The sequence below is a fragment of the Streptococcus halitosis genome, assembly GCF_003143695.2.
GTDB lineage: Bacteria > Bacillota > Bacilli > Lactobacillales > Streptococcaceae > Streptococcus > Streptococcus halitosis.
On the sequence record NZ_QEMY02000002.1, the window covers coordinates 116243 to 142037 of the forward strand.

25 protein-coding genes are annotated in these 25795 nt (G+C 42.2%); 8 read left to right on the forward strand and 17 right to left on the reverse strand.

Annotated features, from left to right (window positions below; translation table 11 throughout):
• From rsmA to DB729_RS07125, 5 genes are all read right to left on the reverse strand, one after another.
• Nucleotides 1-873 (reverse strand): 16S rRNA (adenine(1518)-N(6)/adenine(1519)-N(6))-dimethyltransferase RsmA, encoded by an 873-nt coding sequence (gene rsmA / locus DB729_RS07105; RefSeq protein ID WP_109289894.1) that lies wholly within the window; start codon nt 871-873, stop codon nt 1-3.
• A gap of 19 nt (nt 874-892) precedes the next feature.
• Entirely contained in the window at nt 893-1606 is a 714-nt protein-coding gene (locus DB729_RS07110; protein ID WP_033585492.1) for a hypothetical protein, read from the reverse strand.
• Nucleotides 1607-1797: 191 nt separating this feature from the next.
• Nucleotides 1798-2133, reverse strand: coding sequence for a hypothetical protein (locus tag DB729_RS07115; RefSeq protein WP_033585490.1), 336 nt, complete (start codon nt 2131-2133; stop codon nt 1798-1800).
• A gap of 93 nt (nt 2134-2226) precedes the next feature.
• Nucleotides 2227-2793, reverse strand: a complete 567-nt coding sequence (gene rnmV / locus DB729_RS07120; protein ID WP_033585489.1) for a ribonuclease M5 — start codon at nt 2791-2793, stop codon at nt 2227-2229.
• Nucleotides 2793-3566 (reverse strand): TatD family hydrolase, encoded by a 774-nt coding sequence (locus DB729_RS07125; RefSeq protein WP_084872204.1) that lies wholly within the window; start codon nt 3564-3566, stop codon nt 2793-2795. Before DB729_RS07125 ends, rnmV begins: the two co-directional genes overlap by 1 nt.
• A 149-nt stretch (nt 3567-3715) precedes the next feature.
• On the opposite strand from DB729_RS07125, the gene DB729_RS07130 reads away from it, so the two are divergent.
• Entirely contained in the window at nt 3716-5560 is a 1845-nt protein-coding gene (locus DB729_RS07130) for an APC family permease (RefSeq protein WP_033585477.1), read from the forward strand.
• 181 nt (nt 5561-5741) lie between these two features.
• Here DB729_RS07130 and rpmH read toward each other — a convergent pair whose 3' ends face one another.
• Both rpmH and DB729_RS07140 read right to left on the reverse strand, forming a co-directional pair.
• Nucleotides 5742-5876 carry a 50S ribosomal protein L34 gene (gene rpmH, locus DB729_RS07135; RefSeq protein ID WP_000831902.1) on the reverse strand — a complete coding sequence of 45 codons (135 nt, stop codon included), beginning with the start codon at nt 5874-5876 and terminating at the stop codon, nt 5742-5744.
• A gap of 144 nt (nt 5877-6020) precedes the next feature.
• Nucleotides 6021-7235, reverse strand: a complete 1215-nt coding sequence (locus DB729_RS07140; RefSeq protein WP_007522424.1) for a pyridoxal phosphate-dependent aminotransferase — start codon at nt 7233-7235, stop codon at nt 6021-6023.
• 242 nt (nt 7236-7477) lie between these two features.
• On the opposite strand from DB729_RS07140, the gene DB729_RS07145 reads away from it, so the two are divergent.
• On the forward strand, nt 7478-7930 hold the full coding sequence (locus DB729_RS07145; RefSeq protein WP_000079164.1) for a universal stress protein: 453 nt from the start codon (nt 7478-7480) through the stop codon (nt 7928-7930).
• A gap of 32 nt (nt 7931-7962) precedes the next feature.
• On the opposite strand, the gene DB729_RS07150 is transcribed toward DB729_RS07145, so the two are convergent.
• Nucleotides 7963-9357, reverse strand: coding sequence for a Cof-type HAD-IIB family hydrolase (locus DB729_RS07150; RefSeq protein WP_109289895.1), 1395 nt, complete (start codon nt 9355-9357; stop codon nt 7963-7965).
• 65 nt (nt 9358-9422) lie between these two features.
• On the opposite strand from DB729_RS07150, the gene DB729_RS07155 reads away from it, so the two are divergent.
• Nucleotides 9423-10385, forward strand: coding sequence for an asparaginase (locus tag DB729_RS07155; protein ID WP_033585474.1), 963 nt, complete (start codon nt 9423-9425; stop codon nt 10383-10385).
• Nucleotides 10386-10438: 53 nt separating this feature from the next.
• On the opposite strand, the gene ccpA is transcribed toward DB729_RS07155, so the two are convergent.
• A complete protein-coding gene (gene ccpA, locus DB729_RS07160) occupies nt 10439-11449 on the reverse strand; it encodes a catabolite control protein A (RefSeq protein ID WP_007519606.1) in 1011 nt (336 codons plus the stop codon).
• A gap of 205 nt (nt 11450-11654) precedes the next feature.
• On the opposite strand from ccpA, the gene DB729_RS07165 reads away from it, so the two are divergent.
• Nucleotides 11655-11972, forward strand: coding sequence for a DUF960 domain-containing protein (locus tag DB729_RS07165; RefSeq protein ID WP_000886045.1), 318 nt, complete (start codon nt 11655-11657; stop codon nt 11970-11972).
• A 51-nt stretch (nt 11973-12023) separates the two neighbouring features.
• On the opposite strand, the gene DB729_RS07170 is transcribed toward DB729_RS07165, so the two are convergent.
• The 7 genes from DB729_RS07170 to DB729_RS07200 all read right to left on the reverse strand — a co-directional run bounded on the left by DB729_RS07170 (nt 12024) and on the right by DB729_RS07200 (nt 19369).
• Nucleotides 12024-13307 (reverse strand): membrane protein, encoded by a 1284-nt coding sequence (locus DB729_RS07170; protein WP_033585472.1) that lies wholly within the window; start codon nt 13305-13307, stop codon nt 12024-12026.
• The gene (gene folK / locus DB729_RS07175) at nt 13300-14121 is read right to left on the reverse strand and encodes a 2-amino-4-hydroxy-6-hydroxymethyldihydropteridine diphosphokinase (RefSeq protein ID WP_109289896.1); all 822 of its coding nucleotides are present in this window, start codon (nt 14119-14121) and stop codon (nt 13300-13302) included. Before folK ends, DB729_RS07170 begins: the two co-directional genes overlap by 8 nt.
• Before the next feature lie 158 nt (nt 14122-14279).
• Nucleotides 14280-14834 carry a GTP cyclohydrolase I FolE gene (folE, locus tag DB729_RS07180; protein ID WP_000380930.1) on the reverse strand — a complete coding sequence of 185 codons (555 nt, stop codon included), beginning with the start codon at nt 14832-14834 and terminating at the stop codon, nt 14280-14282.
• The gene (locus DB729_RS07185) at nt 14815-16137 is read right to left on the reverse strand and encodes a bifunctional folylpolyglutamate synthase/dihydrofolate synthase (protein ID WP_109289897.1); all 1323 of its coding nucleotides are present in this window, start codon (nt 16135-16137) and stop codon (nt 14815-14817) included. Before DB729_RS07185 ends, folE begins: the two co-directional genes overlap by 20 nt.
• Before the next feature lies 1 nt (nt 16138).
• Complete coding sequence (gene folP, locus DB729_RS07190) at nt 16139-17113, reverse strand: dihydropteroate synthase (RefSeq protein ID WP_162284834.1); 975 nt, start codon at nt 17111-17113, stop codon at nt 16139-16141.
• A 75-nt stretch (nt 17114-17188) separates the two neighbouring features.
• Nucleotides 17189-17896, reverse strand: a complete 708-nt coding sequence (locus tag DB729_RS07195) for a CPBP family intramembrane glutamic endopeptidase (protein WP_084944908.1) — start codon at nt 17894-17896, stop codon at nt 17189-17191.
• Nucleotides 17897-17950: 54 nt separating this feature from the next.
• On the reverse strand, nt 17951-19369 hold the full coding sequence (locus DB729_RS07200; protein WP_000359241.1) for an NCS2 family permease: 1419 nt from the start codon (nt 19367-19369) through the stop codon (nt 17951-17953).
• A gap of 187 nt (nt 19370-19556) precedes the next feature.
• Between DB729_RS07200 and DB729_RS07205 the strand changes: the two genes are divergently transcribed.
• From DB729_RS07205 to DB729_RS07220, 4 genes are all read left to right on the forward strand, one after another.
• Nucleotides 19557-20369 (forward strand): Cof-type HAD-IIB family hydrolase, encoded by an 813-nt coding sequence (locus tag DB729_RS07205; protein ID WP_109289898.1) that lies wholly within the window; start codon nt 19557-19559, stop codon nt 20367-20369.
• A gap of 283 nt (nt 20370-20652) precedes the next feature.
• Nucleotides 20653-21642 (forward strand): PTS sugar transporter subunit IIB, encoded by a 990-nt coding sequence (locus DB729_RS07210; protein WP_084944909.1) that lies wholly within the window; start codon nt 20653-20655, stop codon nt 21640-21642.
• A 75-nt stretch (nt 21643-21717) separates the two neighbouring features.
• Complete coding sequence (locus DB729_RS07215) at nt 21718-22530, forward strand: PTS mannose/fructose/sorbose transporter subunit IIC (RefSeq protein ID WP_084944910.1); 813 nt, start codon at nt 21718-21720, stop codon at nt 22528-22530.
• 14 nt (nt 22531-22544) lie between these two features.
• Nucleotides 22545-23456, forward strand: a complete 912-nt coding sequence (locus DB729_RS07220) for a PTS system mannose/fructose/sorbose family transporter subunit IID (protein WP_084944911.1) — start codon at nt 22545-22547, stop codon at nt 23454-23456.
• A gap of 57 nt (nt 23457-23513) precedes the next feature.
• Here DB729_RS07220 and DB729_RS07225 read toward each other — a convergent pair whose 3' ends face one another.
• The gene (locus DB729_RS07225) at nt 23514-25742 is read right to left on the reverse strand and encodes an HAD-IC family P-type ATPase (protein ID WP_109289899.1); all 2229 of its coding nucleotides are present in this window, start codon (nt 25740-25742) and stop codon (nt 23514-23516) included.
• Between the last annotated feature and the right edge of the window lie 53 nt (nt 25743-25795).

Genomic DNA, 25795 nt, shown 5'->3' on the forward strand with positions numbered 1-25795 from the left:
TTAGAGTCCTTGTCCTTTAAGCGCATCTGCTAGACTGGCAAATTCTTCTAAGCTGAGAGCTTCACCACGCACAGATGGTGACAAACCTGCCTGGTCCAGAGCCTTGGTCAATTTATTCTTGATTTCTTCGGTCTTCCCAAAGTAGCCTGTTAAGTTGTTCCATAGGGTCTTGCGACGATGAGTGAAACTAGCCTTGGAAACCTTAAAGAAGAGCTGCTCATCTTTTACTGCTACAGCTGGTTCTGGACGACGTACCATTTTTAAAATGGCTGAGTCCACATTTGGCGCAGGCACAAAGACCGTACGAGGCACGATGAAGGCAACCTTAGCTGTCATATAATACTGCACAGCAATCGACAAGCTACCGTAAGCCTTGGTATTTGGCTTAGCAGAGATACGATCTGCCACTTCTTTTTGCATCATGACCACAAACTCACTAAAAGGAATCCCACTCTCGATCAAGTGCATGAGAATAGGCGTTGTGATATAGTAGGGCAAGTTGGCAACTACCTTAATCGGCAGGTCTGGATTTTTGAAATTCTGGATATGCTGAGCTAGGTCAACTTTTAGAATGTCCTCGTTGACTACTGTTACATTGTCAAAATCACGTAAAGTATCTGCTAAAATTGGCACCAAACGGTGGTCAATCTCAAAGGCCATGACTTGAGCTGCACGCTCAGCCAAAAACTCTGTCAAGGCACCAATACCTGGCCCAATTTCGATAACATTGACCTGGTCATCAATTTCAGCCGTATCCACGATTTTTTGAAGAATATTGGTATCCGTCAAGAAATTTTGCCCGAAGGACTTTTTAAAAGTAAAACCGTGACGCTCCAGCACTGCCTTGGTCACGCTATAATCTGCAATTCTCATTTATTCTCTTTTCTATTTATTAGCTAAAAATAATATATAAAACCCACATAATTACTGGTGCCAACAAAATCCAAAACACTAAAAGAACACGAGACTTGTTCCCTTTTGAATCAGCTCCAGTCGTATCTAGCACTTTCTTATCTTCTTGGGGGTTCATTTTCTTCAGTTCATCCTGATAGGCAACCGAATCTAGAATATTGTCTTCTGGTAATAATTCTGAAGCATAATAATCAGGAAAACCCATAGCAAGACCAATTAAGTTCTTTTCTGTCACAGAAAAATCTAAATCTTTGGGTTGATTTTCCCGAATAGCTCGTATATTTTTTAACAGTTTATCAGAAACAACAGACACTTGGTCCATAAAAACAACATCTAAAAGATCAAATCCGAGCACATCCCCGTCTTTGACATTTGCAAGAATATAACGGACAAAGTCATCATATAGTTGCACGGATTGCGGGGCATTATCTTCTAAAAAAGATCGGTTTTTGAGGGCATTCCGCTGGAATTTTTCAATAGAAAGTAAGATATCTACATTCTGCTCTTGGTAAAACTTTTCTGCTTCCTCTTCATCTTCTTCCAGTTTTTCTGCTGTTTCCCAGAGAGCAATAGGAGCTTTTAAATCTTCTTCATCCCAAAACAATTGCCAAAAATAGGGTATTGTGTAAATTCCCTCTGTTAGAATACGGGCTTCATCTCCGTTTTTTAAGTAAATATAACTTCTATTTGCCATATCATTTCCTTTCACAATCTTTGAAAAAGGTTAGTGGTTCAAGTAGGATGTAGATAAAACTATAAAGTTTCCAATTTTTCATGCCCAATCGAAAACCTAGACTTCATTTAAAAAGATGTTTCATAAAAGCACCAAGGGACGATAACAATACATGACCAGTTCAACCTCGGTCAGGACATCATCTGCAATTCTCATTTATTCTCTTTTCTAATATAGTATGCTTCCGGGGTATAATGATAGAGCAAAACAAATAAGGGGGTCTCCGTAATTCCTTCCAACATCTCTTTTAATACTCCATCTGAATGGATAATCTCTCCTGTTTTAGTGAAATAAACACCTTGTTCACCATTCCGATTACGGAGTTCCCAGGCCACATTATTTCCTTGAACAGACCGCAAATAACCTTTCTTTTCTAGAAAGTCAAAAAATTCTTTCACCGTCATATCTTCAGGAATCTCAAATTCTGTCTCATGGGGCAGTACATCATCCCCCATACACACAGACTCTCTGTCAACTTGTATTTTCATTTCGATCTGTCCTTATAAGTTTCTATTTGAACGCTATCAAAATAAATCTAAGTACCTCTATTGTAACACATTCCCTTTGTATTTTTGGGCTATCTAGCTATTATCATAACTTTCCATAGCTTCTTCCACTTCTACCAAGGTTACGCCAAACAACTCTAAACGCTTGAGGAGTTGCTTGCCGTTAGAATAGCCGATGCGGAGCTGTTCACCTAGATACTCTCTGCGCCTACGACTGTCTGCTCCCGCCAAGAAACCTAGGCGAATCAAGTCACCACGACTGATGTCAAACTCGTTCTCGTTTTCAAATTTCTCTGTCACTTGAGCCAGCGCTGTTTTTAGATCTTCGTAGCTGGCGTGTTCGATTCCCAGAGAACGTCCCTTGGACTTAGATTTGGGAACAGCCTCATCTCGCTTGAGAAAGGCATGCTGCACTGTTGGAATGGCCGTCATAATCATACGCCGAATCCGCTCCCCATTAAAATCTGGATCTGTAAAGACAATGACTCCATGCAATTCATGCAGACGCTGAATGCGTTCTATATCCTGGTCATTTATTGCGGAACCTCGTGTCTCATAGGTTTCCACGTCAAAGTAACGTTTGAGATTGGCCGTGTCATCACGCCCTTCGACCACGATGACTTGGGAAATTTTTTCTTTCATTACTTGCTGTCCAATCCAAAGATACGCTCTGCATTTGCAGTCGTTGCTGCTGCTAATTCCTCGGTCGTCATCCCACGCAAGTCGGCAATAAAGTCCACCACATAGCGTGTGTAAGCTGTTTTATTCTCACGGCCACGTTTAGGAACAGGAGCCAGGTAAGGGGCATCCGTCTCTACCAAAATCTTGTCCAAAGGAAGTTCCCTAGCAACCTCTTGGATATCCGTCGCTTTTTTAAAGGTCACCACACCTGAGAAAGAAATAGTCATTCCAAGCTCGACAAACTTCTCAGCCCACTCCAAAGAACCTGAAAATGAGTGCATAATTCCACCACGAGGACCAACGCCTTCGCTCCTGATAATCTCATAAGTATCTTCTAGCGCATCACGAGTGTGGACCACAAAAGGCAAGTTCAAATCCTTAGACAGCTGAATCTGACGACGAAAAACCTTCTCCTGAACTTCCTTAGGTGCTGTCATCCAATGGTAGTCCAGACCAATCTCACCTAAAGCGACAACCTTGGGATGCTTTAGCTTTTTAAGCAAGTAAGCTTCGACCTCGTCTGTGTATGTCCCTGCTTCCGTTGGATGCCAGCCAATAGTTGCGTAGAGTTGCTCATACTCATCTACCAACTCTAGGGCACGTTCAATAGTCGGTTTATCAAAACCAACAATATTCATCTGTGTCACACCCATCTCAGCAGCCAAGGCGATTTCTTCTACCTCACGTCCTGCAAATTCCTCTACATTTAAATGTGTATGCGTATCAAAAATCATTTCTCTTAACCTCATTCTTCCATCTATTATACCAAAAATAGCATCCCTCGGCTTGGAAAAATATCCAAAAACCAGTCATTCTCCCTTGACTGCCCTTTTTCAAAGCAGTATAATAACACTTATTGAAATTTTCATCAAAGGAAAAGAAAATGTTTAGAAAATTAAAATATACCTTTATCGGTCGACCACTCAAGTCTCTCACAGACGGCGAAGGGGGATTACTTGGAAAAATGCAGGCACTTGCAATGTTATCCAGTGATGCCCTGTCTTCTATTGCCTATGGACCTGAACAAGTCATTCTCGTTTTAGTCAGCCTCTCTCCTCTCGCTATTTGGTGGAGCCTCCCTATCGGTATCTTTGTCCTTTTACTCCTCGCTAGTTTGACCATTTCCTATCGTCAAATCATACACGCTTATCCTCAAGGCGGAGGAGCTTATATGGTCACTCGGGAAAATCTCTCCCCCGAACTAGGCTTAATTGCTGGTGGTAGCCTCCTTGTTGACTATATGCTGACAGTAGCCGTATCCGTTGCGTCTGGAGCTGATGCTATTACAGCAGCCATCCCTGCCCTCCATCCCTACAATCTTCATATCTCTATTTTCCTAGTCTGCCTGCTCATGCTCTTGAATTTAAGAGGATTGAAAGAATCTGCCAGTTCTCTGATGATTCCCGTCTACCTCTTTATCTTCAGTACCGTTTTTCTCTTGCTTTATGGATTCTTTCAACTATTTACAGGTTCCCTAAACTATCAGGCGACTTCAACCATTGGACAAACTGTTCCGAGCCTTTCCATCGTTCTCCTATTGAGAGCCTTTACCAGTGGTTCTGCCTCTCTGACAGGGGTTGAGGCTATTTCAAATGCAGTCCCATTTTTCAAAACTCCGAAAGAAAAGAATGCTGCTCAGACTTTGACCATCATGTCGCTGATTTTAGGATTTCTTTTTGCAGGCATTACCTTCCTAAACTACTGGATGGGTATCACGCCTCAACACGGAGAAACCATCCTCTCGCAAATGGCCAAGGGCATTCTTGGTGATTCATTCTTTGGTCATGCTAGCTACTATCTCTTCCAGTTCTCGACAGCCTTGATTCTAGCCGTAGCTGCAAATACTGGCTTTTCAGCCTTCCCTATGCTGTCCTACAATATGGCCAAAAACAAGTACATGCCTCATCTCTTTATGGAAAAAGGGGATCGCCTTGGCTACTCCAACGGTATCTTAACTCTGGCCTTTGGGGCTATGATCCTTCTTCTCATTTTTAATGGGAATACTGAACGCTTGATTCCTCTTTATACTATCGGGGTCTTCGTTCCCTTTGCCCTTTCTCAGACTGGGATGATTCGCCATTGGAAAAAGGAAAAAGGAGTAAACTTCTTAAAATCTGCCTTCGCTAATATCCTTGGGGCCATCATTTGTTATGCCATTGTCCTCATTTTACTCCTCTTCAGACTGGGTGATATCTGGCCATTCTTCCCAATTATTCTAGTCTTAACCTTCCTCTTTTTGTCCATCCACAACCATTACCAAAAGGTGGCTAAACAACTACGACTCTACGAAGGAATTGAAAAGCGCACTTATGACGGTAACCTTGTCCTTGTCCTAGTAGGAAATGTTACTCGAGTAAGTGTCGGAGCCATTAACTACGCTCAAAGTATCGGTGATGAAGTGTTGGCCATGCACATTTCTACTAAAGAAACTGCCGAAAAAGACCAAGAAATTCTTCAGGAATTTGCCGATTACTTCCCAAGTATCACTCTGAAGAATATCAACACCAGCTACCGCGACATCATCACCCCTAGCGTCAAGTATGTCAAACGAATCGCCCAAGAAGCTAAGCAAAAAAACTACACCGTTACAGTCCTTGTACCGCAGTTTATACCTAACAAGCCTTGGCAAAATATCCTGCACAATCAAATGAGCCTCAAACTAAAATACGCTCTCAGATGGCACGAAGACGTCGTTGTCGCTAGCTACTCTTATCACTTAAAAGAATAAACAAAAACTCAAAATCAGTAACTTATATCTGGTTTTGAGTTTTTTGCATGTGACCTTTTAAATGAGCATTCCATGAATTCCATCTGAAATGACCGATTTCGTGGACAATGCACCCTTTAAGATAAAAACAAAAGCCAGTAGACTCGAGTTCCTACTGACTTCTTTGCTGAATTTGTTTGGATTATGCAGCCAAAACTTTGCGTCCTTTACGACGACGAGCTGCCAATACGCGACGACCGTTTTTAGTTGACATACGGTTACGGAATCCGTGTTTGCGCGCACGACGAATTTTACTTGGTTGATAAGTACGTTTCACGATGAATACCTCCTCATAGATTTTGTATTCGTTTAGCCGGCTATAAAGTGATCAGTTACTAAACATACTTTACTATTCTATCTGATTCTGATACTTTTGTCAATAGCTCTAGGCAAATGTTTCCAGCTTTTTCTAATGTAAGCCCTATCTACGATACTGTTTCAAGAAACGAGTCATCTTTTCTTGGATTTGCGCCAATTCATCTATACGAGGGAGGTAAACGATACGGAAATGGTCTGGTTCCTTCCAGTTAAAACCACGACCATGAACCAAGAGAACCTTCTCTTGCTTCAAGAAATTGAGGACAAACTGTTCATCATCATCGATGCGATACATATTGCGGTCAATTTTAGGGAAAATATAGAGTCCGGCTTTGGGTTTGACAGCAGATAAACCAGGAATATCTTGAATGGCATTATAAATGAAGTTTCTTTGCTCGTAGATCCGTCCACCAGGAAGGAGTAATTCGTCCACCGACTGGTGCCCACCTAGTGATGTTTGTACGACTTGCTGAGCCAAAACGTTAGAGCAAAGACGCATGTTAGACAGCATATTAAGACCTTCAATATAGCCCTTGACATGTGTCTTAGGTCCTGATAAGACCATCCATCCTATACGGAAACCAGCGATACGGTGAGATTTTGAAAGACCATTCATGCTGACACAGAAGACATCTGGAGCCAGGCTAGCTACTGAGACATGCTCATGACCATCCATGACCATACGGTCGTAAATTTCATCCGCAAAGATGATCAAGTCGTTTTGACGTGCAATTTCGATAATCTCTAACAAGAGTTCCTTGGGATAAAGAGCTCCTGTCGGATTATTTGGATTGATGAGAATAATAGCCTTGGTATTTGAAGTGATTTTTGACTTGATATCGTCAATATCAGGGTACCATTCTGCAGCCTCATCACAGATATAGTGAACGGCATTCCCCCCAGCTAGGCTGACAGCCGCTGTCCAGAGAGGATAGTCTGGCATAGGCACCAAGACCTCATCTCCATTGTCCAAAAGCCCTTGCATGGACATGACAATCAGCTCACTGACACCATTTCCAAGGTAAATATCATCAATATCCACATTTGGGAATTTCTTCAGTTGGCAATACTGCATGATAGCCTTACGCGCCGAAAAAATACCCTTGGAATCAGAGTACCCTTCGCTATCACGCGCATTCATAATCAAATCATGAATGACCTCATCTGGCGCTGTAAAGCCAAATTCTGCTGGATTTCCTGTATTCAGGCGTAAAATCTTTTCTCCATTTGCTCGCATCCGCATGGCTTCTTCTAAAACAGGGCCACGGATATCATAAGCCACATGCTCTAGCTTGCTAGATTTGTTAAATTCTTTCATCTTTTTTCCTCAATTCGTCAGGATAGTAACATTATACCACTAGAAAGTCGCTGCGACAAGCTTCCATAAACAAGGAAGCAAAAGAAAAAAATGGACAATGGGAATTCTCACCAATTCTCTCTTTTATTTCTATATACGCACTAAGTCTATGACCAACAATATGGTTTAAAATATGATTTTTACTTTACTTCTTTAGTGAAAAGGGTTACAATAAAAGTAAGAAAATTTCAGGAGGTTTCATTATGGCACAACGTTACCAAAATGTTATGGTCGCAATTGATGGTTCTAAAGAAGCGGACTTGGCTTTCGTCAAAGGTGTTTACACTGCTCTACGCAATGAATCCAAGCTCACCATTGTCCATGTTATTGACACACGCGCTCTTCAAAGCGTATCTACCTTTGATGCTGAAGTTTACGAAGAACTCCAAGCCGACGCTGAAAGTATGATGAAAGAGTATGAAAAGCGTGCAAAAGATGCTGGTTTAACGGATATCCACATCGTCATCGAAATGGGAAATCCCAAAACTCTCCTCGCTCGGACGATTCCGGACGCAGAAAATGTTGACTTGATTTTAGTTGGTGCTACAGGTCTCAATGCCTTTGAACGCCTCTTAGTCGGTTCTTCATCTGAATATATTCTCCGCCATGCAAAAGTCGATTTGCTGGTCGTAAGAGAAAGTGAAAAAACATTATAATTATTAAAAAAGGAGCCTAGAGCTCCTTTTTGTTACTTATTATTTCTATTTCTTTCTTTATGTCGCTCATAAGCCTTAAGCTGACGTTGTAGCTCCTGTTTAATGGCAGGTTCTGGAGCATATTTTTCTTCCCAGTCATCTGGTTTTAAAATCTTGTGTGTAACTGGGTCAAAATGAGCTTTCCCATCAGGGAAGACCTTCCCCATATTCGCTTCATGAACAATATCAAAAATACGTTCTGGATCTACTCCCATCAAAACAAAACTACCGTATGTAAAATACAGTGTGTCAATCAAAGCATCCACTTGACCGACCAGATTTTGCTTCGCAGGTGTCTTTTTCGCCACTTTCTCTGCCGCCTTATCAAGTGCCTCATGCATGCTTGCAAGGGAGTTTTGGAATTCTTCCTCCGAAGAACTTGCTGCGCGAACAAACTCTACTAATTCTTCAATTTTAAAGTCTGCGCGGTGGGTTGCACCTTCAGCATCCCATGCCTGTGGCTCTTCTTGAGTTCGTTCATCCATCATGTGGTGGAAGGTTTTAACCTTATTAAAGTGGTAGTCTCGACTGACAAACACTTTTTCTGAAGCCAAAACACCAAAGTGCTCGAGCGCCTTGTGGATACCATCTTGTTGATTACTTGCCGTAATATGCTTGGCAACTTCTTTGACACTGCTACTGCCATTCCCCATTGCAACCGACATACCAACGCCCGCCAACATTTCCAGATCGTTGTCGGAATCACCAAAGGCCATGACTTGATTGAGATCAAAACCATATTCTTTCCCGACTCGGCGAATGCCTTCTAGTTTAGAATTTCCTTGGTTAATGATATCTGCAGCAAAAGGATTGCTTCGAGTTAATTTCAAATCTTCAAAATCACTTGCTGCCTTCTCAGATTCTTCTGGCGTCATCAGCATCAAAACTTGATAAATGGGTTGATTAATCAAGTTAAGCAAGTCGTCTTCCTTTTGAGGAACTGCCTTGCTGACCATTCGATTAAAGGAACGGCTAACGGTTCTTGTCAGAACAGTCGGAATAAAACGACTAACCAGTTGGGAAAAGGAGCCGAGACCAAATGACATAATCTTCGAACCAACAACGGCATGCTCGGTTCCAAGAGCGATTTCTTTACGCTCCTTTTTAGCATAAGCAATCAGTTGACGTAGGCTTGACTTAGCGATTGGGCTTGCAAAGAGTACCTTTTCTTTATTAAAAATGTATTGGCCATTGTAGGTCACCGCAAAGTCTAGGTCCAAGTCTTCCATCAATTCCTTGACAAAAAACGGCCCTCGTCCTGTCGCTACTCCAACAAGCACTCCTTGCTCTTTGACAATCTTAATCGCGTCCTTAGTGGATTTCAAAACACTCTTGCGATCGTTGACTAGCGTTCCATCGATATCAAAAAAAACAGCCTTGACTTCCATCCTGTCCCATTCTCCCCTTTTGTGTTACAATGATTATACCACATTTCAGAAAGAGTGACTAAATCATGCCTAAGAAAATCCTTGTTTTACATACAGGTGGGACTATTTCCATGCAAGCAGACGCCACTGGTGCCGTTGTAACTAGTCAGGACAATCCCATGAACCATGTTTCCAATCCACTTGAAGGAATTGAGGTTCATGCCCTAGACTTTTTTAATCTGCCAAGTCCCCATATCAAACCCAAGCATATGCTTGCACTCTATCATAAGATTAAAGAGGAAGCTGATAACTACGATGGAGTTGTCATCACACATGGTACAGATACCTTAGAAGAAACTGCTTACTTCCTTGATACCATGAAAATCCCGCCCATCCCCATCGTTCTAACAGGGGCCATGCGTAGTTCAAACGAACTTGGTAGCGATGGTGTTTATAACTATCTAAGCGCTCTGCGAGTTGCCAGTGATGATAAAGCAGCCGACAAGGGTGTGCTGGTCGTTATGAACGACGAGATCCACGCAGCCAAGTATGTTACCAAAACTCATACGACCAATGTCAGCACCTTTCAAACCCCAACACATGGACCACTTGGCCTCATCATGAAGCAAGAAATCCTCTACTTTAAAACGGCTGAACCTCGTGTCCGGTTTGATCTCGAGCATATTCAAGGTCTAGTTCCCATCATCTCATCCTATGCCGGTATGACAGACGAGCTGATTGATATGTTAGACTTGGAACAGCTGGATGGCTTAGTCATTCAGGCTTTTGGAGCAGGCAATGTTCCCAAAGAAACAGCTCAAAAGTTGGAAAATCTCCTCCAAAAAGGGATTCCAGTCGCCTTGGTCTCACGATGTTTTAATGGTATTGCTGAACCTGTCTACGCCTACCAAGGTGGAGGGGTGCAGTTGCAACGAGCTGGTGTTTTCTTTGTCAAAGAACTCAACGCTCAAAAAGCGCGCCTCAAATTATTAATTGCCCTTAATGCTGGATTAAAAGGGAAGGCTTTGAAAGACTATATGGAAGGATAAAACTCTTCTCTAGAACGCAAAATCAGGAAATCTTCGCGATTCCCTGATTTTTTCTATTTACGTTTTCGTGTTGAACGACGTTCTGTCAAACCATGAGGTAGGAGAACTTCACGTTCTTCCAACTCTTCCTTATGCATAATCTTAGTCAACATACGCATGCTGATAGCACCTAAGTCATAAAGAGGTTGGGCAATAGTCGTCAAGTTTGGACGAGTGAATCGTGCAATTTGAGAGTCATCTGTCGTGATGATTTCAAACTCTTCTGGCACAGATACACCATGGTCAGCCAAACCATTCAACACACCCGCTGCCAATTCATCACCTGTTACAACTGCGGCTGTAGCTTGTGATGAAATCAAGCGTTCTGCCAAGACATAGCCATCGTCATAGCTGTATTTTGATTCAAAGACCAAACCCTCGCTATAAGAATGTCCAGCTTTTTTCAAGGCTTCCTTGTAACCGATCAAACGAACCTTGCCATTGATATCATCGACGAGTGGTCCACTCACAAAAGCAATTTTCTCATTTTCTTTGAGAAGATAGCTCACAGCATCAATCGTTGCTTGTTTGTAGTCGATATTCACACTTGGAAGTTGGTGTTCGACATCCACAGTACCAGCAAGAACAACCGGTGTCCGTGAACGAGAAAACTCTGAACGAATCTTTTCAGTCAAGTGATAGCCCATAAAGATAATCCCATCGACTTGTTTTGAAAAGAGAGTGTTAACCACTGAAACTTCCTTTTCATCATCCTCATCACTATTTGCTAGGACAATGTTATACTTGTACATTTCAGCAATGTCGTCAATTCCCTTAGCAAGCGTTGAGAAATAACCATTGGTAATGTTCGGAATCACAACTCCGACTGTCGTTGTTTTCTTGCTAGCTAAACCACGGGCTACCGCATTTGGACGATAGTCCAAGCGATCAATCACTTCTAGGACTTTTTTTCGAGTGTTCTCTTTAACATTCTTGTTGCCATTAACGACACGGCTAACTGTTGCCATCGAAACTCCTGCTTCACGGGCGACATCATAAATCGTTACTGTATCATCTGTGTTCATTCCGTTTCCTTTCTATAATGAAAATTTCGCTTTCACGCATCTACTTACTCCATTTTATCACTTATTGTAAACACTTTCAAGTATTTTTAGGAGAAACTTTGAAAAAATTTCATTCTTCATTCTCATTTTGAAAAGGCGAGTACGATTTCTTGATTTTTGAGATATTTTGCTGTATGATAATGAAAAATAAAAGGGGGAGGAAAACATGGCTTTTACAAATACACAGAGACGATCCGCTAGTTTTGGTGTCGTGACCAGCCTGCCTGATGATGTCATTGACTCTTTATGGTATATTATTGATCATTTCCTGAAAAATGTCTTTGAATTAGAAGAAGAACTTGAGTTTCAACTGCTCAACAATAAGGGGACCATCACCTTCCATTTTTCTAGCCAGCACCTTCCGACTAGCATCGATTTTGATTTCAATCATCCTTTTGATCCGCTTTACCCGCCTAGGGTCCTTGTTTTAGACCTGGACGGCAGAGAAACCATCCTCCTTCCAGAAGAAAATGACCTATTTTAAAAAACTCTAGCTTCTCGGCGCAAACTGCTGAGGAACTAGAGTTTTCTTTTTCTAATAAATGGATCGACTGACAACTAGACCGTTTGGTTTTGTATACTCTAAGTCAAGGTAATCCTGATAAGTCCCTGGCACAATGAAACCTTGGGGACTCAATATATCAGTCCCAGCTTTTCCCACGATAGAGTCTGCCAGCAAGACACAGTTGGTACTGAGAACAAAGTAGGTCTTAAACTCGGATGAGCTGAATTTATAGAGGGTCGCATCTGCTTCCTCTTTCAGTTGGTAGGAGTAGGTATGCTTTACCTCGCCCTCTCTTCTTTTCATCAATTGAGAGCTCGGCTCCCAAGGAATTAACAAATCTTCTATTTCTTCTAAACGAGCTTGGATAGCAGCTTTCTGTTGGTCCGTCAAACTCAGACCGTAAGCAAACAAGGTCTTCTGACTTTCCCTCTTGCAGAGTTCGATGTATTTTTCCCGATTGGCCTTAAACAAAACACCGTCTCCAACCATGCCGAATAAACGCTCTGAGTGAGGATCATACGAGCCATAGGAAATAACCTTCCCTTGGTAACAAATATCCACATGTCCCATAGCGAGGAAGAAGGAGGTTTCTGAGGTATGGATAAAAATTTCCAGATCAACCGTCTGGTCGTTTTTTCTTTCTGAATGAACTTCCCCTTCTTGACTTTCATGACTTAACAGCCACTCATTCAATTTGCGCAAGGTACTGATAGGGATCAAAGCCGTCACAAAGATCGGCAGAGTCATTCGCATACGCCGCTTCAGCTTGGGATTGTTTTCTATCTTTTCAAAAAAGAAACCGTCCCGAAGGCTACTAGCCCCTAACATGAGCAAGTAAAACCCAAGCAAGAGCAATTCAAAATTCGCTGCATCGTGAAAAGGAGAGATGCTATAAAGCCCGAATCCTATCATCCATACAGCATCAAAGAGATGATGGAGCCGAGGATGAATAGAATTTTTTCGATAGAGAGACCAGGTCACAAGACTAATACCACCCGTAAACAGCTGGTAGCTCGCAATGATAAAAACCAGGAGATAGAGGGCAAGGTCTTGCAAGATGATAGAGTCAAACACCAGAGCCGCAACCACCAGCTTAGCCAAGGTTACAAAGATGTTTTCCCGACGTTTTTTATCTTGAAACCAGCGAGTCAACAAGTGCCAAACTGCTGACAAGGAAAAGTAGCCCATCAGCAACTGATACCCCATTCGCGGAATAACTTGTCCAAAACGAATCAAGAGAAGCCCTAAAACAATAGCAAGTAGTCCCTCCCCGATACTCTTCCACTTGCTATAGGTCTCAGAAAGCTTAGGCATTTCCTTGCTCCAACTGGTCAACCAAGTAACGAATTGGTTGTTTTAAGATTGGATGGATAAAATGGGGGGCTATTTCCGCTAACGGCTCAAGAACAAAGAGGCGTTCTGTTATATAAGGATGAGGCAAGATGAGGTCGTCTGTATAAATGACTTGGTCCTCCACAAAGAGCAAGTCCAAATCAATCAAACGAGGCCCCCAATGCACTTCTCTCACCCGTCCCAGTTCTGACTCAATGGCTAATAATGTTTCTAACAAGACTGATGCTGGTAGCCAGGTTTCCACCTCAATCACCTGATTGGCAAAGCTATCCTGATCCACACCACCCCAAGGTTCCGTCGTCAAAACACTGGACTCTTTGAGAATATGGATACCTCGAGCTTGCAGTTTGTCAATAGCTTGTTCCAAGTTTGCTTGCTTATCTCCCATATTACTTCCCAGAGCGATAAAGGCCCGTTGTTTGCGACGGCGAATGGTCACCGAGCAGGTATCCAATGGTAAATGTACTGGAGCCCATGGTTTTTTTAGTTCCAACTCAATCTCTTGGACAAGAGGATAAGTCTCAAAAGTACGTTCAACTAGTTTGTAGGCTACCGTTTCAATCAAATCCTCAGTGCTTTCCTGAAACCAAGTCGTCCACTGCTGACACAATTCTCCGTAATGGACAGAAGCTGTCAAATCCAATTCTGTCGCCGCCTTGGTCATATCATAGGATAAGCTTGCGGAAATAACAAACTTCTGTCCCAATTCCTTCTCACTAGGGAAAAGACCATGATAGGCAAAAATTTCCAAATCTTTAATCTGCAGTTGATCCATAACTTGTCCTTTCTAGAAAAATCCGCCCAAAGCGGATTCTTTTTATACTCAATGAAAATCAAAGTGCAAACTAGGAAGCTAGCCGCAGGCTGCTCAAAACACCGTTTTGAGGTTGCAGATGGAAGCTGACGTGGTTTGAATTTGATTTTCGAAGGGTATTATAGTCCCATTAAACGATAAGCCTGGTCTCGGAGGTCTTTATCTGTTTCAAATACACCTCGCGCTACTGTCGTCAAAGTCGCAGTACCTGGTTTTCTGACACCACGCATGCTCATACACATATGCTCGGCCTCAATGACAACAAAGGCTCCTTTAGCCCCCAGATAGTCCATCAAGGCATCGGCCACTTCAATATTTAACCGTTCTTGAATCTGTGGTTTTTTAGAATAAATTTCAACCGTACGGGCAAGCTTGGACAAGCCTGCCACCCGACCATCTGGAATGTAGGCAATGTGCGCTCTCCCATAAAAGGGCAAAAAGTGGTGCTCACACATAGTGTGGAAAAAGATATCCTTTTCTACAACCATATTATCGTCGATAATCTCAAAGGATTTTGACAGGTGTTCCTCAGCAGTTTGGCCAAGACCTGAAAAAATCTCTTGGTACATACGAGCTACACGAGCAGGTGTTTCCTGCAAGCCCTCGCGGTTAGCGTCCTCACCAACAGCCTCAATAATCATTTTTACAGCCGTTTCAATCTTTTGTGTATCCATTCTCGTTCTTCCTCTCCATCAGATAGGCTCTCACTTGGCTCAAGAAATACAAGGAACCTGTGACAATCCTAACTGTTTGTTTCTCTTCATTTTTATCTGTCAATTTCTGCTCTAGAAAATCCTGCCAACTTTGGTAATTGAGATTTCTAGACTTGGCTGTCTCTTTCAGCACACTTTCATCCGTCGCCCGACTATCATCAAAATGTGTCAGGGTAAGCTCGGTATCTGGCATTTCCCCTAGCAAGTCCAGCATATCATCCAAGGCCTTGGTTTTGATGCAGGTAAAGAGGATTTCCTTATGATAATCCGCAAAGCGTTCTTGCAAGGTTGCCAACAAGGCCTTGATAGCATGGGGATTGTGGGCCCCATCTAAAATCATCAAGGGGTCACTAGACACGACCTCCAAACGCCCTGGCCATCTGGTCTCTTTCAAAGCTTGAGCAACCAAGTCATTACTTGCTAATTCTCGCCCAGTCTCCTGACAATAAGTGTCTAAGAGAGCAAGCGCCATCCCCGCATTTTCTATCTGGTGCAAGCCAAGCAGACCTGTTTGAAAACGACCTTGTCTGACAGAACTGGTATAATCAAAGATTTCACCCGTCACTACACTCTTTTGATGACTGACCTGGTAATCTTTCCCATAGGCAAGTCTAGGAGCATTTTTAGATTCTGCAATAGGGTCGATCACAGTCAAGGCTTCAGGAACAATATGACCTGTCACCAAGGGAATACCTTGTTTGATAATACCAGCCTTCTGCTCTGCTATGGCTTCCAAGGTGTCACCAAGTAGGGCCACATGATCCAGTCCAATAGTCGTAATTCCTGTTAAAATTGGCTGGCAAACATTGGTACTATCCAAAAGACCACCCATGCCGACTTCCATGATGGCCACATCAACTTGTTCTGAGGCAAAGTAATCATAAGCTAGAGCTGTGATAATCTCAAACTCGGTTGTTCCCTGCAAATTGTCAGCAGATTCCCCCTCAAGCAAAGACTGATAGTCTGCCATGAGGTTTTCTAGCCTAGCCTCGGGAATGGATTCCCCATTAATGCTAATCTGATCCGTATAATGAATGAGATAGGGCGAGCTGAACACCCCAACTCTCAGGCTTAGCCCTTCCAGCATCTTTTTCAAAAAAGCAATGGTAGACCCCTTGCCATTGGTCCCTCCAATATGGATAACCTTAAGTTTGAGATGGGGATTGCCTCGCAAAGCTAGGAGTTCTACCATTCGTTCCAAACCGAAATGCGGTTGGTCGGTCCGGTAGTGGGCAATCCACTGATTGTTTTCAATTTCGTTCATCTTACTTATATTGTTTTAAATCTAGATTTTCCGCATCTTCTGCCAAACGAATAGCAGAGGCAATTTCAACTGCCATCCTATGACTGGCTACATCGTGCACGCGCACCACTTCGACACCCTGTCTCGCAGCGATACTGGTCACATGAGCCGAAGCCGTGTCCCGATTACGGAAACCAAGTTCTGTCTCAGGATTGACTTCAAAACCATTTTCCTCCAAGATATTGATGACAAATCGCTTACGCGAAACACCAAGAAAAATCGGATAGCCTTGCTGGTGTAGTTTATCTAGATCCCGTAGAAGGAGTAGATTTTCTTTCTTGGTCAGACCAAATCCAATCCCTGGATCCAGCAAGATATTTTCTCTTGCTATCCCAGCTTGATTCGCTCTCGCTAGAGCTCGATCAAAGAAAGTCTTCATCAAGTCTTCGATTGGCATTTTTTCAAAGTCAGCTAACTCTTTCTCTGTAAAAGCTTGTCCAAAACCAAAATGAGGAAATATGAGCGAACTAGGATGCTGAGGTCGAGCCATAACTGGATTAAACATGATAACCACTTTCGCTCCAGCCTTAGCAACCACATCCGCCATTTTCTCATCTCCCATGAGACCAGTGATATCATTGACCAAATTGGCACCAGCTTTCAAAGCAGTCTCTGCCACCTGACTTTTCCAAGTATCGATGGAAATGAGAACATCACTTTCCTCACGGATAGCTTTAATCACTGGAACAACACGCTGGATTTCCTCTTCTATCCCAACATAGCTACTGCCCGGCCGAGTTGATTCTCCACCGATATCTAGCATGCTCGCTCCTTCTGCTATCAATTTACGGGCTTGCTGGATCGCCTGCTCAAGAGCAAAAAACTGCCCACCATCCGAAAAGGAATCTGGTGTTACATTGATAATTCCACAAATAGCTGTTTTCCCGTGGTTGACTTTATTGAACATAACGGTTACTCCCTTAAGGTTCTCTACCATATTATCTCTCTATTTTACCATAAAAAGAAAAAGATGGATACGCTAGTATTCATCTTTTCCAATCGGGCCAATAGTTTAGAATGATAGACCTAGATTTCTACTAATCAATACCAATAAGGCCAACAAACAAAATGCAATACCATTGAGGATCATATGAAGCAAAATGGACATCTCCAAACGCTCAGTCTTATAGGCTGTCCAAGTCAAAACCGTTGACATTCCTCCATAAATAATCACAGAAGGTAGATTGGTTGGCATATGGAGCAAGGCAAAGACAATTGCACCAACAACAAAGCCAAGTTTTTCTTTTCCACGGAAGATCTTTTTTGGAATAATCCCACGACACAAAATTTCTTCACAAATCGGCGCAATCAAGACTAATAGGAAGAAAGTTGAAATCAAAGAACTATTCTGAACCAAACCATTCAGTATTGATTGGTTACTGGTTGTTACCTCATTTGTTAGTCGAAGCAGGAGTGAACCCAAGAGATTTGTCGCAAAAATCACCAGATAACTCAGTACCAAGCGAGCCAAGTCTTTTGCCTTAAAAAAGGATAGATTAAAAGTAGCAAGTTGTGTTTTTCGTGCACCAATAATGAATACAATCACAACGACTATGGATAAAGCACCTACTAAGAGCCCTGACTGTAAAATCGGAAACTGTTTGTTTGCTAAAAACAAAGAAAGTCCTATAGGAAATTGAGATAGAACAAAAGCTACCAAAAGGATGAGCACCCATTTCCCTCTGTTCAAAACCTCTTGCCAAATCGTCTTATCTTTCATGATGTACCTCCTTATAATTAAAAAGGGGAGACTCCCCTTTTCCTATTATACCATTTATAGCGCCATACTGATATAGTTAAGGATAAACAAGGCATCCAAAATCCAAATCATCACGTGCACATCCTTGGCTTGACCTTTGACAACTTTTGTCAAGGTATATGTCAAGAAACCAACAGCAATCCCTTGTGTGATAGAGTAGCTGAATCCCATAAAGATAGATGTGAAGAAGGCAGGAACCGCTTCAGCCATATCATCCCAAGGAATATTTTTCAAGTTAGAAAGCATCATGATTCCGACGATGATCAAAATTGGTGCTGTTGCAGCTGTCGGAACAATCGCTAGAAGTGGGCTAAAGAAGCTAGATAGAGCAAAACAGATCGCAACCACTAGGGCTGTCAACCCAGTACGTCCACCAGCGCCGATACCCGCCGCAGACTCAACATAGGTTGTAACGTTTGAAGTACCTGCAATAGCACCTACTGAAGTTGCCACCAAGTCAGAGTATAGAGCCTTGTCCAATTTAGCGGACTCATGGTTTTCCCCACTTGTCGCAACAATACCAACTTTTTCACCAGTACCGATAAGAGTACCGATTGTATCAAAAATATCCGTTAGTGAGAAGGCAAGAATGGCCATCAAGGTTTCTGGTAAACGCGAAGTGTTTGAAATCAAAGATCCTAAACCTTCTGAACCAAGAGCGGCACCAAACAAAGTTCCTAAATCATTAACCGCTGCTGAAAGATTGTTGCTAGCAAAGTCAATCCCTGATAATTTGACAACACCAACAGCAATGGCAAGCACAGTCGTTGTTAAAATAGAAAGAATGATTCCACCCTTGATGCCTTTAACAACAAAGAAGATGGTAATAGCCAGACCTGCAAGAGCCACCAATACGGCTGGAGTATTGAAGTCTACCAATCCTGGAACAGCTGCGGAGTTTGCAGTAAGTGCAGCTTGAGCCTTGTCTGCTCCTTCACCTGCTACCGTATAAGTACCTGGATCGATTGAGAATTTCAAGAGACCGGCATTCTTAATCCCAACATAGGCAAGGAAAACACCAATACCAGCGGAAATAGCTGAACGAAGTGTTGTGGGAATAGATTCGATGATCATTTTACGAACATTTGTCAAGGTAATAATCAATGAAATAATTCCACAAATGAAGACCATACCAAGAGCTTCTTTCCAAGTATAGCCCATCCCAAATACAACTGTAAATGTGAAGAAGGCATTTAGTCCCATACCTGGTGCTTGTGCGTATGGCAAATTAGCATAGAAAGCCATCATTAAAGTACCGACTACTGAACCGATAATCGTTGCCAAGAACACACCTTGAACAGGCATACCCGTTTGGGAAAGCATTTGAGGGTTTACAAAGAGAATATAACTCATTGCAAAGAATGTTGTTAAACCAGCAAGCACCTCTGTACGGACATCTGTCCCGTGCTCTTTTAGTTTAAATAGTTTGTCCATCTTTAATCTCCTTTTGTTTTTTACGAACAATATTAGTATTATATCATTTATCATTCACCTTTTCAATATGTTTGTTTGATTTATTTAATAAATCAAAGCAACTGTAGTTTTTGTTCTTATCTGCTTTTCTTCCTTCTTTTTGATATAATAGAAGACATCTTATCTGGAAACGACTAGGAAGGTTTATATGACTAAAAAAATTATCGCAGTCGATTTGGACGGAACCCTGCTAAATAATGAAAGCAAGCTCTCCGATTTCACCAAAGAGACGATCAAAAAAATTTCAGAAAAAGGACACCATGTCATCATCACGACAGGCCGTCCGTATCGTATGGCAAAAGACTTCTATCGTGAGCTAGAATTGCATACTACCATGATTAACTTTAACGGCTCCCTTACCCATCTACCAGGACAGACTTGGGAGCATGAAAAGTGCCTGACCTTGGACAAAAAATACCTCCTAGACATGGTCAAGCGCACGGAGGACATCCAGGCTGATTTTATTGCGGGAGAATATCGAAAAAAATTCTATATCACGACACCGAATGAAGAAATTGCAGATCCTAAACTATTTGGCGTAGAGAACTTCCGGCCAGAAAATCAATTCAAACCTGAACGAGTAACCAAAGATCCCAACTGCATCCTCTTGCAAACAAGGGCTGAAGACAAATACGCTTTAGCGGACGAGATGAATCGTTTTTATCAGCACCAACTAGCTATCAATACCTGGGGCGGGCCCCTCAACATCCTCGAGTGTACTCCCAAGGGTGTAAACAAGGCTTTTGCTCTAGAGTACTTGCTCAATGTGATGAATCGTGATAAAAAAGACTTAATCGCCTTTGGTGATGAGCATAATGACACTGAAATGTTGGCATTTGCAGGCAAGGGATATGCTATGAAAAACGCCAATCCTGCTCTTCTTCCATATGCAGACGAACAACTTCCTCTGACCAACGAAGAAGATGGAGTTGCCCGCGCTTTACAAAATTTATTCTTATAAAAGAGAAGATTGCATGGTCGCAATCTTTCCTTTTTGTTTTCATTTTATTTTCACTAAAGCGGCTTATTTTCTGTATTTTTATATTAAATTTTCTATTACCATTTTCATTTATCTCTCAAAAAACATTGATATATTAATATTTTTAAAAAGTCATTCTATGAAAACTTTTACATCTTTTTAGAAAAAGTAGTTGATTTTTATATGAAAACGGTTTATACTTAAAGTTAGGCTTAAAGTTTTCTTAAACATACAGTCAAACATTTTATAAGGAGGAATGACAATAATGAGTATCGGAATCATTATTGCGAGCCACGGCGAATTTGCTGCGGGTATTCATCAGTCAGGATCTATGATCTTTGGTGAACAAGAAAAGGTTCAAGTTGTAACCTTTATGCCAAATGAAGGTCCAGATGACCTTTACGCTAAATTCAACAACGCTGTGGCTGCATTTGACGCAGAAGATGAGGTTCTAGTATTGGCTGACCTTTGGAGTGGATCTCCATTCAACCAAGCTAGCCGCGTAATGGGAGAAAATCCAGAACGTAAGTTTGCCATCATCACAGGACTGAACTTGCCGATGTTGATCCAAGCCTACACAGAGCGCCTTATGGACGCGAATGCAGGTGTGGATAAAGTCGCTGCGAATATCATTAAAGAAGCCAAAGATGGCATCAAGGCTCTTCCAGAAGAGCTTAACCCAGTTGAGGAAGTTGCAACTGCTGCAGCTGCTCCAGTTTCACAAGCTGCTATTCCAGAAGGAACAGTTATCGGTGACGGTAAACTGAAAATCAACCTTGCTCGTCTAGACACTCGTCTCCTTCACGGTCAGGTTGCCACTGCTTGGACTCCAGATTCAAAAGCAGATCGTATCATCGTTGCTTCAGACAACGTTGCAAACGACGAGTTGCGTAAAGAATTGATCAAACAAGCAGCTCCTAATGGAGTAAAAGCCAACGTTGTCCCAATCCAGAAATTGATCGACGTTGCAAAAGACCCACGTTTCGGAGAAACTCATGCCCTTATCTTGTTTGAAACTCCACAAGATGCACTTCGTGCTATCGAAGGTGGCGTGCCAATCAAGACCCTTAACGTTGGTTCTATGGCTCACTCAACAGGTAAAACAATGATTAACAACGTTTTGTCTATGGACAAAGAAGACGTTGTAACCTTTGAAAAATTGCGTGACCTCGGTGTTGAATTTGACGTACGTAAAGTACCAAACGACACGAAAAAAGATTTGTTTGACTTGATTAAGAAAGCAAATGTTCAATAATGTTAATCTGTTTCTATCATTTTTGAAAACAGGATTAAATACTTTATTAAAACTAAATAGAAAAGGAATAAAACCATGTCAGATATTTCAATCATTTCTGCTATCTTGGTTGTAGTTGTTGCCTTCCTTGCAGGTCTTGAAGGTATCCTCGACCAATTCCAATTCCATCAACCAATCGTCGCATGTACCCTTATCGGACTTGCAACTGGTAACCTCGAAGCAGGTGTTATGCTTGGTGGATCTCTTCAAATGATCGCCCTTGGTTGGGCAAACATCGGAGCTGCCGTAGCTCCTGACGCTGCTCTTGCATCTGTTGCTGCAGCAATCATCTTGATCAAAGGTGGTAACTTTACTACTGAAGGTATCGCCGTTGCAACAGCAACAGCTATTCCTCTTGCCGTAGCTGGACTTTTCTTGACTATGATTGTTCGTACAATCTCAGTTGCCTTGGTTCACACTGCTGACGCTGCTGCTAAAGAAGGAAATATTGCGGCTGTTGAACGTGCTCACTTTGTTGCACTTCTTCTTCAAGGTCTTCGTATTGCAATCCCTGCTGCCTTCCTTATCGCTATCCCTGCTTCTGCCGTTCAAGATGCTCTCAAATTGATGCCAGACTGGTTGAACGGTGGTATGGCTGTCGGTGGTGCTATGGTCGTTGCCGTTGGTTACGCTATGGTTATCAACATGATGGCAACTCGTGAAGTATGGCCATTCTTCGCTATCGGTTTTGCTCTTGCAGCAATTTCTCAATTGACTTTGATTGCCCTTGGTGTCATCGGTGTTGCGCTTGCCTTCATCTACCTCAACCTTTCTAAACAAGGTGGAAACGGTGGCGGAGGAGCTGCAACTTCTAACGATCCAATCGGTGATATCCTAGAAGACTACTAGAAAGGGGAACAATCATGGCTGAAAAAATTCAATTATCAAAATCAGATCGCCAAAAAGTTTGGTGGCGTTCACAATTCCTTCAAGGTTCATGGAACTACGAACGTATGCAAAACTTGGGTTGGGCTTACTCTTTGATCCCAGCTATCAAGAAACTTTACACTAAAAAAGAAGACCAAGCAGCTGCTCTTGAGCGTCACCTTGAATTCTTCAACACTCACCCATACGTAGCTGCTCCAATCATGGGGGTTACTCTTGCACTTGAAGAAGAACGCGCTAACGGTACTGAAATCGATGACGCTGCTATCCAAGGTGTTAAGATTGGTATGATGGGACCTCTTGCTGGTATCGGTGACCCAGTCTTCTGGTTTACAGTTCGTCCTATCCTTGGTGCTCTTGGTGCTTCACTTGCTGCAACTGGTAATATCGTTGGACCACTTCTCTTCTTCTTTGGATGGAATGCAATCCGTATGTCTTTCCTTTGGTACACACAAGAGTTTGGTTACAAGGCTGGATCTGAAATCACTAAAGACATGTCAGGTGGTATCTTGAAAGACATCACTAAAGGAGCTTCAATCCTTGGTATGTTCATCCTTGCCGTTCTTGTACAACGTTGGGTATCCATCAACTTCACTATCAACCTTCCAGGTAAACAACTGTCAGAAGGTGCCTACATCAACTTCCCAGAAGGTGCTGTTACAGGTGGAGAATTGAAGGGAATCCTCGGCCAAGCACTTAGTGGTATGAGCTTGGATAGCGTTCAACCACAAACACTTCAAGGTCAGTTGGACTCATTGATTCCAGGATTGATGGGACTTCTCCTTACTTTCCTTTGCATGTGGTTGCTTAAGAAAAAAGTATCACCAATCGCAATCATCCTTGCTCTCTTTGCAGTAGGTATTGCAGCTCGTTTCTTCGGTATCATGTAAACCATCGAGAATATAAATAAAAAAGAATCAGGTAATAAACCTGATTCTTTTTGTGTATCAACTTTTTCTTCTAGTCAGATAATGCAAGCCCCCAATCACCACTGCTAGGATGGCTACATAGACGACTTGGGTGGTTTCTAGAGGTACAAAAGTTCCTTGCAGGATAAATGTATTGGCAAGTACGCCAACAAGGGCTGCAAGGCTCAAAAATGCGAGCAAGACCAGCTTGTATCGATTAAAGGGAATGCTGACCTTGGCAACTAGACACAGACCATTGATCAAAGCAAGGAGGAAGCAAATAAATTTGACCTGATCTGGGACAGTGATAAAGAAATTGGTCAAGAGAACACTAGCAACCAGAACGCCTCCACCAATTGTTGCGTTGATTAGGATATCTCTCATAAAGTGAGTGCTAACCTTTTCTTTATTGGACTCAAAAGTCAGGAAGAAGGATGGAATCCCAATCGTAATGGCTGAAATGATTGTAAACTGAATGGGGATAAAGGCAAATTCCAATCCAAAAATCACACTCAAAATCGCAAAAACAATCGAGAAGAAGGTCTTTGTTAGAAAGAGAGAAGCCACCTTTTGGATGTTATTAATGACACGGCGACCTTCCATCAAGATATCATAAAATACTGCAAAATCATCTGTGAGAAAAACAATATTGGAGACGCTTTTGGCCGCACTGGTAGCACCATTCATAGCGAAACTGATGTCTGCTTTTTTGAGTGCTAAAACATCGTTGACTCCATCACCACTCATAGCAACTGTTTTCCCAGCATTTTGTAAAACGGTTACCATCTTTTCTTTCTGCTCAGGTGTCACGCGACCAAAGATATCGTGTTCCAAGACCACTCTTTCAAAGTCCTCATCACTCACCTTGGTCATATCAATCGCCCGTGCTTCTTCCTTAAAACCTGCCTTACGAGCCACCCCATATACAGCCACATGATTATCACCACTGATAATCTTCACTTCAACACCTTGAGATTCGAAATAGTCAAAGGTTTCCTTGGTATTGTCCTTAATCTCATCTGACAAAACGACGTGTCCTAGTAGTTCCATATTGGCCGGACTCGTGATGTGGTCCTTACTATGGGCAAGTGTCAATATTCGAAAACCTTGCTGTTTTAGATGTTCATAGTAGGCATCCATCGGCTGGGTAAATCCTAGAAACTCATAAGCCCCGAAGAAATAGGTCCCACCGTCTTTTACTTGGACAAAGGAATACTTGTTTTTACTTGAAAAAGCGCCGACTTCTTGAACTTCCCACTTTTTCTCACACATTAAGTAAGTCTTCAGAGCTCGCGATGTCGCATTTTCATCCTCAAAATAAGCTAGATAAGAAGATAGTTTCTCTGCTAGCTTATCATCTATTTCTTGGACCTTCATATTACCAGTCGTGATGGTTCCTGTCTTATCAAAACAGAGAACATCTACACGCGCCAAGGTCTCCACACAGTATAGTTCCTGCACCAGAACCTTCTTTTTAGCCAGCTTCATGGCCGCTACCGCCAGAGACACACTGACCAGGAGAATCAACCCCTCTGGAATCATACCGACCAAGGCACCAGAACTTCCCAAGACAATCTCAACATAAGACCGTCCTAGACTAAAACCTCTGACATAGAGCAGAATGGCAACTGGCACCAGCAAGATAGAGACGATTTTTAAAATCTTATCCATGTAATCGCGCAGTTGAGAAGGGTATTTTTTGAATTCCTTGCTGGATTTTGCGAGTCTGTTGATATAACTATTGGGACCGACCTCCGTCGCAGTGACCAGGCAGGATCCGCTAACGACATTGCTTCCGCTCATCAGCTGGTCACCAACTGTTTTAAAGACTGAATCACTCTCGCCAGTCAGCAAGGACTCATCAACTTCAACATTCCCTTCAAGTACTTCTGCGTCTACAGGCACCTGATCACCCAGATTGAGATGCAGATACTCGCCCAGTACGATATTCTCTGGATCAATCTCAATCATTTGACCATCTCGATTGACCTTGTACTTACTTTTACCAAGCAAACTTAGTTTTTCTAAGGCATTTTTTGAACGCACTTCTTGGAAAATCCCGATGGCTGTATTGATAGCAATCACACCTAAAAAGAGCATATTCTCAAATCGCAAGGTTGTGGCTACCAGAACTGCCAGAGCCAAGTTCATAGCATTAAAAAAAGTAAAGATATTTGAAAAGACAATTTCCTTGGTTGTTTTATAAGGTTTAATGTCACTGATATTTCGTTGACGATCCTTGATGTCTTGGCTGCTTAAATACTTCATTTCTACTCCAATATCTAATTGTACTACTATAATAACACATATCTTTCCCTCTG

Coding starts and splice junctions, on each gene's coding strand:
- folK (WP_109289896.1), bottom strand. CDS start 14,121: ATGGATCAACTGCAGATTAAAGATTTGGAAATTTTTGCCTATCATGGT.
- DB729_RS07130 (WP_033585477.1), top strand. CDS start 3,716: ATGTTTAGAAAATTAAAATATACCTTTATCGGTCGACCACTCAAGTCT.
- DB729_RS07200 (WP_000359241.1), bottom strand. CDS start 19,369: ATGGACAAACTATTTAAACTAAAAGAGCACGGGACAGATGTCCGTACA.
- DB729_RS07185 (WP_109289897.1), bottom strand. CDS start 16,137: ATGAACGAAATTGAAAACAATCAGTGGATTGCCCACTACCGGACCGAC.
- DB729_RS07165 (WP_000886045.1), top strand. CDS start 11,655: ATGGCTTTTACAAATACACAGAGACGATCCGCTAGTTTTGGTGTCGTG.
- ccpA (WP_007519606.1), bottom strand. CDS start 11,449: ATGAACACAGATGATACAGTAACGATTTATGATGTCGCCCGTGAAGCA.
- DB729_RS07205 (WP_109289898.1), top strand. CDS start 19,557: ATGACTAAAAAAATTATCGCAGTCGATTTGGACGGAACCCTGCTAAAT.
- DB729_RS07170 (WP_033585472.1), bottom strand. CDS start 13,307: ATGCCTAAGCTTTCTGAGACCTATAGCAAGTGGAAGAGTATCGGGGAG.
- DB729_RS07155 (WP_033585474.1), top strand. CDS start 9,423: ATGCCTAAGAAAATCCTTGTTTTACATACAGGTGGGACTATTTCCATG.
- DB729_RS07220 (WP_084944911.1), top strand. CDS start 22,545: ATGGCTGAAAAAATTCAATTATCAAAATCAGATCGCCAAAAAGTTTGG.
- DB729_RS07110 (WP_033585492.1), bottom strand. CDS start 1,606: ATGGCAAATAGAAGTTATATTTACTTAAAAAACGGAGATGAAGCCCGT.
- DB729_RS07225 (WP_109289899.1), bottom strand. CDS start 25,742: ATGAAGTATTTAAGCAGCCAAGACATCAAGGATCGTCAACGAAATATC.
- rsmA (WP_109289894.1), bottom strand. CDS start 873: ATGAGAATTGCAGATTATAGCGTGACCAAGGCAGTGCTGGAGCGTCAC.
- DB729_RS07145 (WP_000079164.1), top strand. CDS start 7,478: ATGGCACAACGTTACCAAAATGTTATGGTCGCAATTGATGGTTCTAAA.
- DB729_RS07115 (WP_033585490.1), bottom strand. CDS start 2,133: ATGAAAATACAAGTTGACAGAGAGTCTGTGTGTATGGGGGATGATGTA.
- DB729_RS07195 (WP_084944908.1), bottom strand. CDS start 17,896: ATGAAAGATAAGACGATTTGGCAAGAGGTTTTGAACAGAGGGAAATGG.
- DB729_RS07210 (WP_084944909.1), top strand. CDS start 20,653: ATGAGTATCGGAATCATTATTGCGAGCCACGGCGAATTTGCTGCGGGT.
- DB729_RS07215 (WP_084944910.1), top strand. CDS start 21,718: ATGTCAGATATTTCAATCATTTCTGCTATCTTGGTTGTAGTTGTTGCC.
- DB729_RS07125 (WP_084872204.1), bottom strand. CDS start 3,566: ATGATTTTTGATACGCATACACATTTAAATGTAGAGGAATTTGCAGGA.
- DB729_RS07140 (WP_007522424.1), bottom strand. CDS start 7,235: ATGAAAGAATTTAACAAATCTAGCAAGCTAGAGCATGTGGCTTATGAT.
- folE (WP_000380930.1), bottom strand. CDS start 14,834: ATGGATACACAAAAGATTGAAACGGCTGTAAAAATGATTATTGAGGCT.
- DB729_RS07150 (WP_109289895.1), bottom strand. CDS start 9,357: ATGGAAGTCAAGGCTGTTTTTTTTGATATCGATGGAACGCTAGTCAAC.
- folP (WP_162284834.1), bottom strand. CDS start 17,113: ATGGTAGAGAACCTTAAGGGAGTAACCGTTATGTTCAATAAAGTCAAC.
- rnmV (WP_033585489.1), bottom strand. CDS start 2,793: ATGAAAGAAAAAATTTCCCAAGTCATCGTGGTCGAAGGGCGTGATGAC.